This window comes from Azospirillum mesophilum, from assembly GCF_053470405.2.
Genome location: NZ_JBPXMQ020000015.1, coordinates 123696 through 139996 on the forward strand (window position 1 = coordinate 123696; position 16301 = coordinate 139996).

14 protein-coding genes are annotated in these 16301 nt (G+C 68.4%); 9 read left to right on the forward strand and 5 right to left on the reverse strand.

What is annotated here, in order from left to right; translation table 11 throughout:
* The first annotated feature begins 432 nt into the window (after positions 1 to 432).
* Complete coding sequence (locus tag ACSVC7_RS16405; protein WP_448207909.1) at positions 433 to 1740, forward strand: pentapeptide repeat-containing protein; 1308 nt, start codon at positions 433 to 435, stop codon at positions 1738 to 1740.
* A 298-nt stretch (positions 1741 to 2038) separates the two neighbouring features.
* Complete coding sequence (locus ACSVC7_RS16410) at positions 2039 to 2689, forward strand: LysE family translocator (protein ID WP_448207908.1); 651 nt, start codon at positions 2039 to 2041, stop codon at positions 2687 to 2689.
* Positions 2690 to 2710: 21 nt separating this feature from the next.
* Here the strand turns inward: ACSVC7_RS16410 and ACSVC7_RS16415 are convergent, their stop codons facing one another.
* Complete coding sequence (locus ACSVC7_RS16415) at positions 2711 to 2839, reverse strand: hypothetical protein (RefSeq protein WP_448207907.1); 129 nt, start codon at positions 2837 to 2839, stop codon at positions 2711 to 2713.
* Positions 2840 to 3121: 282 nt separating this feature from the next.
* Here ACSVC7_RS16415 and ACSVC7_RS16420 point away from each other — a divergent pair, with 282 nt between their 5' ends.
* Positions 3122 to 4105 (forward strand): patatin-like phospholipase family protein, encoded by a 984-nt coding sequence (locus tag ACSVC7_RS16420; RefSeq protein WP_448207906.1) that lies wholly within the window; start codon positions 3122 to 3124, stop codon positions 4103 to 4105.
* Positions 4106 to 4109: 4 nt separating this feature from the next.
* Here ACSVC7_RS16420 and ACSVC7_RS16425 read toward each other — a convergent pair whose 3' ends face one another.
* Positions 4110 to 5072 carry an SAM-dependent methyltransferase gene (locus ACSVC7_RS16425; protein ID WP_448207905.1) on the reverse strand — a complete coding sequence of 321 codons (963 nt, stop codon included), beginning with the start codon at positions 5070 to 5072 and terminating at the stop codon, positions 4110 to 4112.
* A gap of 224 nt (positions 5073 to 5296) precedes the next feature.
* Between ACSVC7_RS16425 and ACSVC7_RS16430 the strand changes: the two genes are divergently transcribed.
* Positions 5297 to 5548: a (2Fe-2S)-binding protein gene (locus tag ACSVC7_RS16430; protein WP_448207904.1), complete on the forward strand. Its 252-nt coding sequence runs from the start codon at positions 5297 to 5299 to the stop codon at positions 5546 to 5548.
* Positions 5549 to 5940: 392 nt separating this feature from the next.
* Positions 5941 to 6246 carry a hypothetical protein gene (locus tag ACSVC7_RS16435; RefSeq protein WP_448207903.1) on the forward strand — a complete coding sequence of 102 codons (306 nt, stop codon included), beginning with the start codon at positions 5941 to 5943 and terminating at the stop codon, positions 6244 to 6246.
* Here the strand turns inward: ACSVC7_RS16435 and ACSVC7_RS16440 are convergent.
* The 3 genes from ACSVC7_RS16440 to ACSVC7_RS16450 all read right to left on the reverse strand — a co-directional run bounded on the left by ACSVC7_RS16440 (position 6243) and on the right by ACSVC7_RS16450 (position 10645).
* Positions 6243 to 7970 carry a sensor histidine kinase gene (locus tag ACSVC7_RS16440; protein ID WP_448207902.1) on the reverse strand — a complete coding sequence of 576 codons (1728 nt, stop codon included), beginning with the start codon at positions 7968 to 7970 and terminating at the stop codon, positions 6243 to 6245. The two genes, ACSVC7_RS16435 and ACSVC7_RS16440, sit on opposite strands and share 4 nt — an antisense overlap.
* A gap of 87 nt (positions 7971 to 8057) precedes the next feature.
* Positions 8058 to 8720, reverse strand: coding sequence for a response regulator transcription factor (locus ACSVC7_RS16445; protein WP_448207901.1), 663 nt, complete (start codon positions 8718 to 8720; stop codon positions 8058 to 8060).
* Positions 8717 to 10645, reverse strand: a complete 1929-nt coding sequence (locus tag ACSVC7_RS16450; protein ID WP_448207900.1) for a sensor histidine kinase — start codon at positions 10643 to 10645, stop codon at positions 8717 to 8719. Before ACSVC7_RS16450 ends, ACSVC7_RS16445 begins: the two co-directional genes overlap by 4 nt.
* Before the next feature lie 190 nt (positions 10646 to 10835).
* Between ACSVC7_RS16450 and ACSVC7_RS16455 the strand changes: the two genes are divergently transcribed.
* The 4 genes from ACSVC7_RS16455 (at position 10836) to ACSVC7_RS16470 (ending at position 16133) form a co-directional block, all read left to right on the forward strand.
* Positions 10836 to 11849: a TRAP transporter substrate-binding protein gene (locus ACSVC7_RS16455; protein ID WP_448207899.1), complete on the forward strand. Its 1014-nt coding sequence runs from the start codon at positions 10836 to 10838 to the stop codon at positions 11847 to 11849.
* 67 nt (positions 11850 to 11916) lie between these two features.
* The gene (locus tag ACSVC7_RS16460) at positions 11917 to 12630 is read left to right on the forward strand and encodes a TRAP transporter small permease (protein WP_448207898.1); all 714 of its coding nucleotides are present in this window, start codon (positions 11917 to 11919) and stop codon (positions 12628 to 12630) included.
* Positions 12627 to 13925 carry a TRAP transporter large permease gene (locus ACSVC7_RS16465; RefSeq protein WP_448207897.1) on the forward strand — a complete coding sequence of 433 codons (1299 nt, stop codon included), beginning with the start codon at positions 12627 to 12629 and terminating at the stop codon, positions 13923 to 13925. Before ACSVC7_RS16460 ends, ACSVC7_RS16465 begins: the two co-directional genes overlap by 4 nt.
* Positions 13926 to 14081: 156 nt before the next feature.
* A complete protein-coding gene (locus tag ACSVC7_RS16470; protein WP_448207896.1) occupies positions 14082 to 16133 on the forward strand; it encodes a molybdopterin oxidoreductase family protein in 2052 nt (683 codons plus the stop codon).
* Positions 16134 to 16301 lie beyond the last annotated feature (168 nt).

The window sequence follows — 16301 nt, forward strand, 5'->3', positions numbered from 1 at the left end:
TGGTCCCAAACCGGGTGGGCATTCAGGCCCTACCCCTATCGTTTGAGACTTTTTGGGGGCAACACCCCGCCTTGTGTCAAGGAACCAATGGTTAACGAGCGGCCAAGCTGACGGTTTTCGCGGGCTTCCCCACGAAAAAATTTACACGGCCCGGCCGGGGCGGCCGGTTACAGCGCTGAAACACGCGGCGAATCGCCCCCGATTCGGAGCGATGGCCGGATTCCCGAATCCGCTTGGGAAACCTGCGGAATCGATAAACCGCCGCTCGCCCACTGTCCAGACACTGTTTCCAAAGGATCGCAGCCTGTGGCATTGCCGCCACAAGTCCGCCCCGCCCGACAGGACATGGCCTGAACTGTACCGTTTAGGCTTCGGTAAGGAATCTACCCCCATAGTTTGAGGGTCGAAAACAAAGTGCGGCGGATCCTTTCCGTGCCCGCGGTCACCACTGCCCCTCCACCAGCCGCCACCCCGCTCCGGCCCGATCAACTGGCCGAAGTCCTGGAGCGGCATGCCCGCTGGATCAAGGGCCAGCCGGGCGGCGCGCGCGCCAATCTGACGCTCGCCGACCTGGAGGGCGCCGACCTGTCGCAGCGCGACCTGCGCGGCGCGCGGCTGATCGGGGCGCGGCTGGCCCGTTGCAGGCTCAGCGGTACGAACCTGGCGGGGGCCGACCTGTTCGGCGTGGACCTGCGCGACGCCGACATCACGCGCGCCAACCTGATGCAGACCGACCTGCGCGGTGCACGGCTGCGCGCGGCCGACCTCTCCAACGCCAACCTGCGCGGCGCAGACCTGCGCAACGGCACGCTGGAACCGGGTGGCAGCGCCCGCCGGGGCACCGGCCCCGACGTCCAGGACGCCGAGACCGCCCGCCTGTTCCACCGGAAAGTCCTGGCCCGCCTGCGCGGCGACGCCGAGGCGGCGGACGGCGTGCCCACCGACCTGACCGGCGCCGTGCTGGCTGGTGCGAACCTGAGCGACGCCGATCTCACTGGGTCCGTCCTTCAGAACGCCGACCTCAGCGGCGCGGTTCTGACCAACGCGAATCTGACCGGCGCGCGGCTGAACGGCGCCAACCTGTCGGGGGCGCAGCTGGGCGGCGCCACCTTCGACAACGCCGATCTGGTCGGCACGCGCATGGCCGATTGCGACCTGTCGCAGGTCCACCTCGGCAACGCCTGCCTGCCCCGCCCCATCGACAGCATGGGGTCGGAAATCCAGCGCGCTATCTTCGACCATGAGCGCTGGATCGAAAGCTTCGGACAGCGTGGCGAGCGGGCGGAACTGGACGGCACCGACCTCAGCCGGGCCGACCTGCGCGACGTGAACCTCAGCGCGGCCTCCCTGCGCGGCGCCAACCTGTCGGACGCGGCCCTGACCGGCGCCCGGCTGATGATGGCCGACCTGTCCGGCGCCAACCTGACGGGCGCCAACCTGATGGGCGCCGACCTGTCCGGGGCCAACCTCAGCTACGCCAAGCTGTCCGGCGCCGACCTGACGCGCGCGAATCTCGGCCCGGCGGAGATCAAGGACCCGACCGGCCGCCCCACCGGCCGCTCCTGGGCGGCCAACCTGATGGGGGCGGACCTGCGGCAGGCGCTTCTGGTCGGCTCCACCCTGACCCAGGCGAACCTGACCGAGGCCGACCTGGAGAACGCGGATCTGGAAAACGCGGATCTCGCGGGCGCGAAGCTGCAACGCGCTCACCTGAAAGGCCGGGGCGCCCGGCGGCGCTGATTCCCAGCCAAAGGCGTTAACGCCATCACATTTGCCGAAAACGTCCCATAGGGAACCCGTCATCCCCGCGAAGGCGGGGATCCAGTCTTTTCAGCCACGTCTGTGCGGAGTTTCCTGGATCCCCGCCTTCGCGGGGATGACGGAACGGGACGGCGGTCGCTCGTTGGGATCGCTCTGAGTGCCTAAGGTCAGCACCTCAGCGCGATGTAATTGCCCAGCCAAAAGCACTATCCTTGGCGACACAAGGATTGGAAAATCACAAAATCGCAATCCCTCCCGCCTGCCGGAGCGGAGTCCCATGGACATGCTGCCCGCCCTGCTGAAGGGGCTGGTCATCGGGTTCAGCATCGCGGCCCCGGTCGGGCCGATCGGATTGCTGTGCATCCGCCGCACGCTGGCGGACGGGCCGGCGCACGGCTTCGCCAGTGGCCTGGGGGCGGCCAGCGCCGACGCGCTCTACGGGGCCATCGCCGGCTTCGGGGTGGCGCTGGTGACCGACGCGCTGACGGGTGGGCAGGTCGCCCTGAAGCTGGTCGGCGGGCTGATGCTGCTGTGGCTGGGCTGGAGCACGCTGCGCGCGCACCCGGCGGATCGTCCGGCCGAGGCGCGCCCGGCGCGCGGGCTGGCCGGAGCCTACGCCTCCACCTTCCTGCTGACGCTCGCCAACCCGGCGACGATCCTCAGCTTCGCCGCGGTGTTCGGCGGGCTGGGACTGTCCGGCGGTGCCGGCGGGTCAGGTGCCGGCGACCTGGGCGGAGACAGCACGACCGTGGCCGCCGTCCTGGTGCTCGGCGTGTTCGTCGGATCCGCGATGTGGTGGTTGGCGCTCAGCGCCTCGGTGGGCGCTTTCCGGCGTCGGGTCACGCCCGCCGCCATGCTGTGGATCAACCGCGCGTCCGGCGCGGTCTTGGGAGGCTTCGGGATCGCGGCGCTCGCCTCGCTCCTTTAGCTCCCTTCGGTGGACGGTGCTTTACAGAAAGACCGTGACCGGGCCGCCCAGAACGACGGTGGCGACCACCAGCAGAGCAACGGCGACCAGCTTTTCCGCCGGCGTCCAGCGCTGCCAATCCTTCTTGAAGCTCTTCAGATCCTGGGCCATGGCAACCTCCGCCATCCCTGATTGTCGGTTCCTGCGACGATCCTGCGCTTGACCAATTGCTGTTTGGTTAACGCGCGCCATGAAATCTCTCTTCCATGAAAATGCCACAGCACTGGAAGAAAAGTGGCCAGTCCTGATCAAATTGCGCGAAAACTTTCGGCCAATTTTCGGCTCCCTTGTGCGGCTTACTTCGGTGCAGTCCGTGTCCCTCCGAAGGAAGGATTTCCCCCGGCCGGTGCTCTCCCCAAATAGCCAAGGACGAGGCTTCCGGGGGTGCATGGCGTGAGCGGACTGAAAATCGGTTTGGCGCTGGGCAGCGGTGCCGCGCGCGGCTGGGCGCACATCGGGGTGTTGCGCGCGCTGGAGGAGATCGGCGTCGAACCCGACGTCATCTGCGGCACCTCCATCGGGGCCGTGGTCGGGGCCGCCTACCTGACCGAGCAGTTGGACGAGTTGCAGAGCTGGGCGCAGAGCATGGGCTGGCGCGGCATGCTGGGCATCATCGACCTCACCTTCCGGCGCGGCGGCCTGCTGGCGGCCGAGCGCACCTTCGAACGCTTCCGCAACCACCGCACCGACGTGACCATTGAGCGGCTGCACAAGCCCTTCGCGGCGGTGGCCACCGATCTCAGCACCGGGCGCGAGATCTGGCTGCGCGAGGGGCCGATGCTGAGCGCCGTGCAGGCGTCGGCCGCCATGCCCGGCCTGTTCCCGGCGGTGCGGCGGGACGAGCGCTGGCTGGTGGACGGAGCGCTGGTCAACCCGGTGCCGGTGTCGCTCTGCCGCGCGCTGGGCGCCGACGTGGTGATCGCCGTGAACCTGAACAGCGAGCTGTCACCGCTCGGCCGCCCCACCCTGCGCTCCAACGCCGGAAAAGGCGGCGCCCCGGCACCCGTGGTGGTGGCGGAGCATGTCGCGGCGGCGGGTGACGCGACCTCCCCCGCCTTTTCCACCCTGACCTCGCAGATCGCCTCCTGGCTCGGCCGGCGGCCCGGCCCGCGCACGCGCTTCCTCGCCAACCAGCTGGAGCGCACCGCCGCCCCGAACCCGAACGTGATGGAGGTGATGGCCGGTTCCATCGACATCATGCAGGACCGCATCACGCGCTCCCGCCTCGCCGGCGAGCCGCCGGACGTGCTGATCGCCCCCCGCCTCGCCCACATCGGCATCCTGGAGTTCGACCGCGCCGAAGAGGTCGTGGAGATCGGCTACGCCGCCGCCTCCATCCTGCGCCCGGCGCTGGAACTGGCGCTGCGGCGGGCGTGAGCCGTCACGGGGTCGCGACCGGCCACATCCAGGTCAGCTCGTGCTTGTTGTGGTGCAGGTGCAGCACCCGGCCGCCGGGGATGGCGGCGAAGGCGCGGGCGGTTTCGTGGTCGGTCTCGGCCTGAAACTTCAGCGTGCAGACGAAGCGCTTGGCGAGCCCGCTGTCCATCCACTGCTGGACCAGCCGCAACAGCCGCGTCGGGTAGCAGATGACGTCGCAGCACAGCCAGTCCACCGGCCCCACGTCCTGCGGCTTCAGCCCGAAGGCGCTCTCCTGCCGGAACTCGACGCGCGGAAGGGCGGCGATGGCGGGGTCCAGCGGGGCCTTGTCCACGCTGACCACGCTGGCGCCCAGCTCGTGCAGCACCCAGGTCCAGCCGCCGGGGCAGGCGCCCAGGTCGATGCAGCGGTCGCCCGGCCCAGGCTGTTCCCCGAACAGGGTCAGCGCTTCCCACAGCTTCAGGTAGGCGCGGTTCGGCGGCGCCGTCCTGTTCTCGACGAAACTCACCTCGCCGTGCCGGTAGGGGCTGGAGCAGCGTGCGGCGGCGACGATGGTGTTCTCGTCCAGCAGCGTCCAGGAGCCGAGCGGCGCCGTGGGCAGCGGCGACGGGAAGACCACCGGCTTGGCCGAGACGTGCGGCAGATTTTCCTGGATCAGGTTGGCGCGGCGGTGGTGGCGCAGCGACCAGAGCGCCCAGTTTCGCTGGATCCCACGCAAGGCCCGCGCCCCGTCCTTGATCGAGGCGATCTCGATCTTGACCGGATCGTACCAGATGTTCTGCGCCCAGGCGGCCGGGCGGGCCGGGCCGTCCGCGAAGACCAACCGGTCCTCCACCGCCGACACGTCGCCCAGTTCCGCGACGAGGTCGTTCACGAATCCTTCGGGCGCCAGATAGATGGTCTGCCCCAGGGGAGTCGGCCGGGGCGTCGGCTGCCCCGGCTGGCGGGGTTCGGGTGCGTCGGTCATGCCGAGGGGCTACCGCCCCCTGCGGGCGAATGCAAGGGTTGTCGCGGGCCGGGCATCGCGATGCCCACCTTCCTCGTTCGATTGGCCCTTTCGATTGGAGTGTGACAAGCGGACGCGGGGCCGCCATGTGGCCCAAACTATGATCCAGATCATTTGACAGTCATTCTCAATCGCATTAACTGAGTGCACCAACGTCGCTCGCCTATCACCATCGTCGAGGGATCATGTACGTCTGCATCTGCCACGCGCTGAACGACAAGCAGGTCACGAAAGCCCTCGAAAACGGCGCGCGGACGCCGGCCTCGGTCTTCCGGCACTACGACCGTCAGGTGCAGTGTGGGAAATGCGTTCCGACGATGCGGGACATGGCGCAACAGCACTGCGCCAACCAGTGCCCCGGCTACCAGAACCAGCCGCAGACCGCGCCCGAACCGGCCAACGCCGACAGCTACCCCTACGGCGTTGCCGCCGAATAGTTCCCCGACACAATTTCCACTTGCCGAGGGGGCGGCCGTCCGGCCTATCCCCGATGCTGCGACAAATCGCCAATGGCATATGCTTTTGGTTCGGTTGACGATTCGTCACCGATGAGGCAGAAACCGCAGCAACCAAAAACAAAACAACATCCGCAATTCACGGGCGGACTCAACCGCCCGACCGAGGGAACGCTCCACGAAACTTTCACACTTCGGGAACCTGGGCCGCTCTCCATTGTATATGGCAGGGCCACCCGGTCGGTTTTCTTTTTGGCACTGCGGCGCGCAACTTGCTGCAACGCACCATGTTCCTCAAAACATTGCGCTGCACAAACGCCGTCCGCAGCCGCCGGCCGGGCGATTCCGAAGCGATCCGAAAGGGGGATCCATCCATGAGCTGCCGTCAACGGCAAGCCCACGACAGCCTGTGCCGCGACCTTCTCCTGCACGCCTCCGACCGGCTCGACCGGCTGCGGACGCAGGTGGAGCGCTGGAACCAGAACGACCGGGAGCAGCTGGAACGCACGCTCGACGCGCTGCGCGGCCTTCTCAACCGGGTGGCCGGCCGTGTCGAGGCCGCCCACCTCGCCAACGACGAGGCGTGGCCCTTCGCCCGCGCCATGGCCGACCAGGCCGTCGACGAGCTTGTCGCCGGCCTGGACGCCGCCGAGGTCCGTCTCAAGCGCGAGGCCGCTTAAACGTTCACTACAGACATCCCGACGGGGGCGGGTTCGGCCGGCAGCGTGATGACGACCGTCGTACCCTCCCCCACGGAGCTGCGCACCTCCAGCCGGCCGCCATGCGCCTCGACGAAGCGCTTGGCGAGCGGCAGGCCGAGGCCGGTGCCGGCCTGCGTTTTGGTCATGTAGTTGTTCACCTGCCGGAACGGCTCCAGCGCGATGCGGAGTTCGTCCTCCGACATGCCGATGCCGGTGTCGGCGATGGCGATGGCGACCGTCCCGTCCTCGTTCCGGCGCGCGTCGGCGCGGACCAGCCCGCCCTCCGGCGTGAATTTGATGGCGTTGGACAGGATGTTCAGCACCGACTGGCGCACGCGGATGTTGTCGACGAACAGCATCAGATCCGGCGCCACGGCCCCGGCCTTCAGCCCTACCCCCTTCTGGCCGGCCAGCGTCTCCACCAGCTCCAGACATTCCGTCAGCAGGGCCGACACAGGCACCCGCTCCGGAAACAGCTCCAGGCGCCCGGCTTCCACCTTCGCCATGTCCAGCACGTCGTTCACCAGCGTCAGCAGATGCTGGCCGGAGGCGTGGATGTTGGCGATGTATTCGCGGTGCTTCGGCGGGCTTGGCCCGAAGATGCCGGACAGCAGCGCTTCGCTGAAGCCGATGACGGCGTTCAGCGGCGTGCGCAGCTCGTGGCTCATGTTGGCGAGGAAGTCCGACTTGGCGCGGTTCGCCGCCTCCGCATGCTCCTTCTCCGCCTCCAGCCGGCGGCGCTGCTCCACCAGCATCGCCTCGCGTGCCGCGCGGGCATCGCCTTCCGCCTTGCGCCGGCGCTGGTAGTCGCGCGTGACCACGATGGCCAGCACCAGCGTCGTCAGGCAGGCGGCCAGACCGCCCGCGATGATGGTCCAGCGGCTTTGCAGCAGCTTCCCCCGCACCTGGGCCGACGGCACGCCCAGCGCCACCGACCAGCCCGTTTCCGGCGAGCGGTGGAAGACCGTGTAGACGAGCTGCCCATCCTTGGTGGTGGCTTGCGACAGCCCATGATGGTTGTGCGTCAGCAGCTCTTCTATGGACGGGGTGACGCGCTGGCCGACGTAGATTTCCGCCTCGCGGGTCCGCGCGGCGATGGTCAGGGACGGGTCGATGGCCGCGACGGTCCAGGTGGCCGGCAGCCCCGCCGCGCGAACCACCGCATCCAGGCTTTCCAGCCCGACCGCCAGCGAGAGCACGTGGCGGACGCGCTTCTGCTCCATGATGGGCGCGCGGATGATCAGCGCCGGCCGGCCGGGCGGCCCGCCGGGGGGAAGCACCCCGCCGACGACGGTGTTGCCCGTCTCCACGACCCGCCGCGTGATGTCGTCGAGTCGCGGCGGCGGCAGGTCGGCGCCCAGCGGAAACTGCGTGTGGAACAGGAACTTCAGCGTCGCGGGCTCGATCAGCCCGACGGCCAGCCAGCCGGGCTGGTTCTGCACCGCCTCGATGGAATGGGCCTGCAGCACGGGCAGGTCGTTGACCGTGCTCCGCCCCAGCGCCGCCAGCAGTTCCAGCGGGCGCGCCTGGCTTTCCAGCTCGCGGTCGATGGCGAGCGACAGGGTGCGCGCGTTGCCGCGCAGTTCCGTCTCCAACTCCTCCTGCTGCTTGTGGTCGAGCACCCACACCACGATGACCAGGAACAGCAGCAGCGGCGCGATGGTGGCGAGCCCAAGCCCAAGTGTCGAAGACGGCAGGCGCAACGATGTCTCCGCCCTTTCAGCGCATTCCCAAATGCATTGCCGCTTCCCGCCGCCGTGTTGTCAAGCGTTACGGGAAGCTCCGGCGGGTCACCCCACCGCAGCCAGAAGGCGGGCCAGTTCGACGGCGGTCTTGACGCCCATCTTTTCGAAGACGTGGGCGCGGTGGACCTCGACCGTGCGCATGCTGATGCCCAGCTCGTCAGCGATGACCTTGTTGAGCTTGCCCGCCACCACAAGCTGCATGACCTGCCGCTCGCGCTGGGTCAGGGTGGCGAGCCGGGCGGCGACACCGGCCTGCCCCGCCTCGCGCTCCCGCTGGGCGGCGTCGAAGGCCATCGCCTCGATCACCCGGTCGACGAGGTCGTTGTCGTTGAAGGGCTTCTCCACGAAGTCGCGGGCTCCCTTCTTCAGGGCGGACACCGCCTTCGGCACGTCGCCGTGGCCGGTCAGGAACAGCACGGGCATGCGGCAGCCCAACTCGCGCAGCCGGTCGAACAGCTCCAGCCCGCTCATGCCCTCCATGCGGATGTCCAGCAGCAGGCAGCCCGCCAGATCGGGCGCGTAGTCTGCCAGAAACGCCTCCGCCGACGCCCAGGAGACCACCGGCACGTTGCGCGACTGGAACAGCCAGCCCAGCGCGTCGCGGATCGCCTCGTCGTCGTCGACGATGTGCAGCTTCGGCCCGTTGGCGGGGGGTTCGCTGGCGGGGGGCTCGCCGCCGGGGATGTCGCTTGCGGGAGCGTCGCTCATGCCTGAACCGCCGGCAGGGAGAACAGGAACACGGTGCCGCCCTCCGGGGCGGGCTCGAACCACAGGCGTCCCTGGTGGTGCTCGACGATGGACCGGCAGATGTTCAGCCCCATGCCCATGCCCTCGGTCTTGGTGGTGAAGAACGGCGAAAACAAATTCTCCGCGTGTTCGGGCGATATACCACACCCCCGGTCGCGGATGCGCACGGTAACCGCGCCGTTCCCGGCGGCGACCCCGATGAGCAGGGTGCGCTCCTCCGGCGGGGCGTGGGCCATCGCCTCGATCCCGTTGCGCATCAGGTTGATGACGACCTGCTGCAGAAGGATGCGGTCGCCCGGCACGGCCGGCAGCCCGTCCTCCACCTCCAGCAGCAGCCGAACGTCCTGCTGGCGGGCGTCGCCGTCCATCAGGGCCACGCAGTCCTCCACCACCCCGGCCAGGCAGCAGGGGGCCACGTTGGGCTCGCTCTTGCGGACGAAGTCGTGGACGCGGCGGATGATCTGGCCGGCGCGCCGGGCCTGGGCGGCCAGCTTGTCCAGCGCCGCCGCCAGCTCGTCGGTCTGCACGGTTCCGGAGCGCAGCCGGTTCAGGCATCCCGTGCAATAGCTGGCGATGGCCGACAGCGGCTGGTTCAGCTCATGCGCCAGGGTGGAGGCCATCTCGCCCATGCTGATCAGGCGCGCGGTCTGCTGGAGCCGTTCCTGCTGCCTTCGCGCCAGTTCCTCCGCCCGCTTGCGCTCCGTGATGTCGAGGACGGAGCCCATCCAGCCGGTGTGCCGGCCCTTGGCGTCGATCAGCGGCGCCTCGTAGATCAGCGCGTCGAACCGCTCCCCGTCGGCGCGCTGGAAGCGCAGCTCGAACCCGTTGGGCGGGGCGTTGCCGGCCAGCACGGCGCGGAACACCTCCTCGGTGTGCTGCAAATCCTCCGGAAGCCAATAGGGCATGACGGGTCCCCGCCCCACCAGCTCCTCCGCGGAAAAGCCGACCATCCGGCAGAAGGCGGGGTTCACGTAGATGATGCGCCCTTCCAGGTCGCGGGCGCGCATGCCCACGGTCAGGCTGTCCTCCATGGCCTTGCGGAAGGCGTGCTCGGCGCGCAGCGCTTCCTCTGCGCGGATGCGCCCGGCGACGTGGCGGCGCAGGGCCCACAGGCTCCACAGGGCGGACACGGCCAGCGCGAAGATGGCCGCGACCAGGATGTTGCGGCCCGGATTGTCCTCCGTCTGGTGCAGCGTGGCCACCAGCATCAGCCCGTGGCCGGGCGGGTCGAAGGGCACGGTGTGGCTGTGCCGCGGCTCCGGCACCTCGATCCGCGACTTGGCGCCGAGCACCGCGCCATAGGGATCCACGACCTCAAGCTGATAGCGCTGGGCGAACCACCAGGGAACGTGGCTGGTCAGCATGGCATCGATGGACAGAACGGCGGCCAGGGCGCCGGCGAATTCCGACCCGCGGAAGACGGGGATGACGATCTCGAAGGCGCTGTCCGTCCCGTCCAGCCGGTAGGGCGCGGAGAAGGCGCGCCGTCCGGAGGACTGGGCGATCAGGAAGGCGTCGGCGCGCGGGCTGGGGCCGAAGGCATCGTCCATCACCGGATCGTCCTCGACCGGCGGTTCCGACAGGACCGGCTTGCCGTGGACGTCCAGGCGGACCACGCGCTGGATCGCCGGGTTGGCGACGACGACGTGGCGCGCCATGGCGGCGAAATGGTCCGGCGTCTCCTCCTGGCGGCCCAGCGCCTCGGCAAGATGCTCCAGCTTCTCCTGGTCGGAGTTGAGCTGGAAATGCAGGTTCTGCTCGACCCACAGGATATCCTTGATGAGGGTGAGCGCCTCCTCCTCCTGCTCGCTCCGTTGCAGCAGCCACAGGAAGACACCCAGCAGCACCACGACCAGCGCCATCGCGACGATGGGCGTCGCCTGCATGGGCGTGCTCTGCGATGGCACGTTATGCCGGGGGCTGCGGCGGATGAGTTCCAAAGCGTTATCTCCGCGGATACGGATTTCCACAATAGCAATGCCGCCCGGATTTATCGAACAATGCACAAAGCTTGAAGCATCGACAATCGGCCCCGCCAGCGGCGGCCGAAACAAGAATTGTACGGAGGAAAGCCCGATGAAGCTCACGAAGCTGCTGTGCGCGGCGGCCGCGGCCGGCTGCCTGATGACCTCGGCGGTGGCGTTTGCCCAGGACCAGATCGTCATCAAGTTCAGCCACGTCGTCGCCCCGGAAACGCCCAAGGGCAAGGGTGCGGAGAAGTTCAAGGAACTGGCCGAACAGCGCACCGGCGGCAAGGTGAAGGTCGAGGTCTACCCGAACAGCCAGCTCTACAAGGACAAGGAGGAGCTGGAGGCCCTGCAACTCGGCGCCGTCCAGATGCTCGCCCCGTCGCTCGCCAAGTTCGGCCCGCTGGGCGCGAAGGAGTTCGAGGTCTTCGACCTGCCCTACATCTTCCCGAACAAGGAGGTTCTGCGCCGCGTCACCGAAGGGCCGGTCGGCAAGCAGCTGTTCCAGAAGCTGGAGAGCAAGGGCATCATCGGCCTCGCCTACTGGGACAACGGCTTCAAGATCATGAGCGCCAACAAGCCGCTCATCCAGCCGACGGACATGAAGGGCCTGAAGATGCGCATCCAGTCCTCCAAGGTGCTGGACGCGCAGATGCGGGCGCTGGGCGCCCTGCCCCAGGTGATGGCCTTCTCGGAGGTGTATCAGGCGCTTCAGACCGGCGTCGTGGACGGGACGGAGAACCCGCCCTCCAACATGTACACCCAGAAGATGCACGAGGTGCAGAAGCACGCCACGCTGACCGACCACGGCTATCTCGGCTACGCGGTCATCGTGAACAAGAAGTTCTGGGACGGCCTGCCGTCCGACGTCCGCACCCAGCTTGAAGACGCGATGAAGGACGCCACCGCCTACGCCAACGACATCGCCCAGAACGAGAACGACACCGCGATGGCCCAGATGAAGGCGTCCGGCAAGACCCAGTTCCACGAGCAGACCAAGGAAGAGCGCCAGGCCTGGGTGAAGGCCCTGCAGCCGGTCCACAAGGACGCCGAATCCCGCGTCGGCAAGGATCTGATCCAGCAGATCTACAAGGAAGCGGAAGCCGCCGGCTTCAAGATGTAACCGACGCCCTGGTCTCCCTCTTCCCCTCCGGGGAGAGGGAGACCGTGCGCTCGCCGGAGCCGCCGCCATGCTCATGAAACTGCTCGACCGGCTTGAGGAGGTGCTGATCGGCTTCCTCATGGCCGCGGCGACGCTGATCATCTTCGTCGCCGTCGTCCACCGCTACGCCTCGGGCGTTCCGGTGATCCAAGACTACATCCTGCACTGGAACCTCGCCTGGGCGCAGGAGCTGTGCATCTACATGTTCGTGTGGATGGCGAAGTTCGGCGCCGCCTATGGCGTGCGCACGGGCATCCACGTCGGCGTGGACGTGCTGATCAACAAGCTGGACACGCCCGTCCGCGCCAAGTTCATCGTCTTCGGGCTTCTCGCCGGCGCCCTGTTCACGGGCACCGTCGGCACGCTGGGCGCCAACTTCGTCTGGCACATGGCGGACACCGACCAGACCTCGGCCGACCTGGAATGGCCGATGTGGATCATCTATCTGGCGATCCCGCTCGGCTCCTACCTGATGTGCTTCCGCTTCCTTCAGGTGGCCTGGAGCTTCGTCCGCACGGGCGAACTGCCCCACCACGACCACGGCCATGTCGAGGGGCTGGAGGAGGACGCGGCCGACCCGCAGCGCGAGGCGCAGGACGTCAACTGGTTCGAGATGGACGACAACCTGCACCCGCACGACATCGCCCATCACGAGGGTGGCAAGCGCCGCTCGGGTCCGAATGAACCGCCCGGACCGAATGAGCCGCCCGGACCGAACGAGCCGAAGGAGAACGACCGATGAGCGCCGCCATCATCTTCGGCCTGCTGCTGGTGCTGATGCTGACCGGCATGCCGGTCTCGATCTCGCTCGGCCTCACGGTTCTGACCTTCCTCTTCACCATGACCCAGGTGCCGATCGAGGCCGTGGCGCTGAAGCTGTTCACCGGCATCGAGAAGTTCGAGATCATGGCGATCCCGTTCTTCATCCTGGCCGGCAACTTCCTGACGCACGGCGGCGTGGCGCGCCGCATGATCAATTTCGCCACCGCCATGGTCGGGCACTGGCACGGCGGGCTCGGGCTGGCGGGCGTGCTGGGCTGCGCGCTGTTCGCGGCGGTGTCGGGCTCCAGCCCGGCGACGGTGGTCGCCATCGGCTCCATCATCCTGCCGGCCATGGTGAACCAGGGCTTCCCGCGCCAGTTCGGGGCGGGCGTCATCACCACCTCCGGCGCGCTGGGCATCCTGATCCCGCCGTCCATCGTAATGGTGATGTATTCGGTCGCCACCAGCGGCTCCGTCAACGCCGCGTCGGTCGGGCAGCTCTTCATGGCGGGGGTGATCCCCGGCCTGATGCTGGCGGCCCTGCTGGGCGGCGTCACCTGGTACCGGGCGCGCAAGAACGGCTACCCCCGCCTGCCCAAGGCCAGCGCCGCCCAGCGGTTCCACGCCTTCCGCGAGGCGATCTGGGGCTTGCTGCTGATCGTGATCGTCATCGGCGGCATCTACACCGGCATCTTCACCCCGACCGAGGCCGCGGCGATGAGCGCCGTCTACGCCTTCATCATCGCGGTCTTCGTTTACCGCGACATGCCGCTGGCGGGTGTGCCGAAGGTGCTGCTGTCGTCGGCGAACATGTCGGCGATGCTGCTCTACATCATCACGAACGCGGTGCTCTTCTCCTTCGTCCTGACGTCGGAGAACATCCCGCAGACCATCGCCGACTGGATCGTCGCCCAGGGCTTCGGCACCATCGCCTTCCTGCTGGTGACGAACGTCCTGCTGCTGATGGCCGGCAACTTCATGGAGCCGTCCTCCATCGTCCTGATCATGGCGCCGATCCTGTTCCCGGTGGCGATCAAGCTGGGCATCGACCCGGTGCATTTCGGCATCCTGATCGTCGTGAACATGGAGGTCGGCATGTGCCACCCGCCGGTGGGGCTGAACCTCTACGTCGCGTCGGGCATCACGAAGATGGGCATCACCGAGCTGACCGTGGCCGTCTGGCCCTGGCTGCTGGCGATGCTGGGCTTCCTGGTGCTGATCACCTACGTCCCCATCCTCTCCCTGTGGCTGCCGCGCACTTTGGGAATGATGTAGGGGGAATGATGTAGGCGCCCCAAGGCAACCGAACGGAAAGGCTCTCTCCCGGCGCTGTCGGAAGAGGGCCTTTTTCGTTTTCCGGACGGGTTGCGGAGCCCGCGGCCCTGGACATAAGCTTCCGGCGGAAGTTCTCCTGCACCGAGGCCACGCTCCGTGACGTCCCCGTTCCTGCCGACCGCCTGCCCACACGACTGCCCCAGCACCTGCGCCCTGGAGGTCGAACGGCTCGCCCCCGACTGCATCGGAAAGGTGCGCGGCGCGGCGGCCAACAGCTACACGGCCGGCGTCATCTGCGCGAAGGTCAGCCGCTACGCGGAGCGCGTCCATTCCCCCGACCGGCTGAAGACCCCACTGCTGCGCACCGGCCCCAAAGGCTCCGGCCAATGGAGGGAAATCGGCTGGGAGGAGGCTCTGGACCGCATCGCCGACGCCTTCCTGGCCGCCGAGACGCAATACGGGCCGGAAGCCGTCTGGCCCTTCTTCTACGCCGGCACCATGGGCCTCGTGCAGCGCGGCGCGATCCAGCGGCTGCGCCACGCCAAGGGCTATTCGCGCCAGATCAGCACGGTCTGCGACACCCCGGCCAACATGGGCTGGCTGGCCGGCCACGGCGACATCCGCGGCGCCGACCCGCGCGAGATGGCCGACAGCGACCTGATCGTGAACTGGGGCGGCAACCCGGTGGCGACGCAGGTCAACGTGATGACTCACGTCAGCCGCGCCCGCAAGGCGCGCGGGGCCAAGCTGGTCACGATCGATCCCTACCGCACCGGCACGGCGGAGGTGTCGGACCTGCACCTGATGCTGCGCCCCGGCACCGACGGCGCGCTGGCCTGCGCGGTGATGCACGTCCTGTTCAAGGAGGGCTTCGCCGACCGCGCCTACCTCGCCCGCTACGCCGCCGGCGCGGAACGGCTGGAGGACCACCTTGCCACCCGCACGCCCGAATGGGCTGCGGCCATCGCCGGCCTGATGGTGGAGGAGATCGTCGCCTTCGCCCGCCTCTATGGGGCCACCAAGCGCAGCTATCTGCGGCTCGGCTACGGGCTGACGCGCGCCCACAACGGGGCGGCGCAGATGCACGCGGTATCCTGCCTGCCGGTGGTCACCGGCGCCTGGGCGCACAAGGGCGGCGGGGCGCTCTATTGCTCGTCCGGCATCTACAGGCTCGACAGGACCCTGTCGGAAGGGCTCGACCGGCTGGACCCCACGGTGCGCGGCTTCGACCAGTCGCGCATCGGCGCGGTGCTGACCGGGGAGGACATCCAGGGCGGCCCGCCGGTGACGGCCATGCTGATCCAGAACACCAACCCGGCGACCATCTGCCCGGATTCCGCCCGCGTCCGCCGGGGCTTCCTGCGCGAGGATCTGTTCGTTGCGGTGCACGAGCAGTTCATGACCGACACGGCGAAGCTCGCCGACCTCGTCATCCCCGCCACCACCTTCCTGGAGCATGACGACATCTACCGGGGCGGCGGCCAGATGCACATCCTGATCGGCCGCAAGGTGATCGAGCCGCAGTACGAGGCGCGCGAAAACCACTGGGTCATCTCCGAACTCGCCCGCCGCGTCGGGGCGGAGCATCCGGGCTTCGGCATGACCGCGCTGGAAATCATCGACGCCATGCTCAAGGCGTCCGACCTGCCCGACGCCGCCACCCTGACCGAACAGCGCTGGATCGACGCCCAGCCGGACTTCGAGACCTCGCACTTCCTGAACGGCTTCGCCTTCCCCGACGGGCGCTTCCGCTTCGCCCCGGACTGGGCGGCGCTCGGCCCCTACGGCGCGGGCCAGCTGCCCGACCTGCCGGACCACATGACTCCGGGCCGCCCGACCGACGCGGAGCATCCCTTCCGCCTCGTCACCGCCCCGGCGCGGCAGTTCCTGAACACCAGCTTCACCGAGACCCTGACGGCGCAGCGCCGCGAAGGCCGCCCCACCGCCCTGATCCACCCGGACGACACCGCCGCCCTGTCGCTCGCCGAGGGGGACGCGGTGCGCGTCGGCAACACGCAGGGCAGCGTGGTCGTCCACGCCAAGCCCTTCGCCGGAGTCCCGCGCGGCGTCGTGATCGTGGAGGGCATCTGGCCGAACAGCGCCTTCGTCGAGGGGCTGGGCATCAACACGCTGACCTCGCCGGAGCCCATCCCCCCGGCGGGCGGTGCCGCGTTCCACGACACGGCGGTGTGGCTGCGCGCTGCGTAGGGTGCGTTTTGCCCCCTCCCCACCCCTCCCCCGCCTTTGGCGGTGGAGGGAGCTTTGGCGAAGCGGCGGCAGTCCCCTCCACCTCGAAGAGGGGGAGGGTTAGGGAGGGGGCAAAACGCCATCACCAAAAGCGAACGCCCCCATCAAAACAATTCATTTTTCACGATG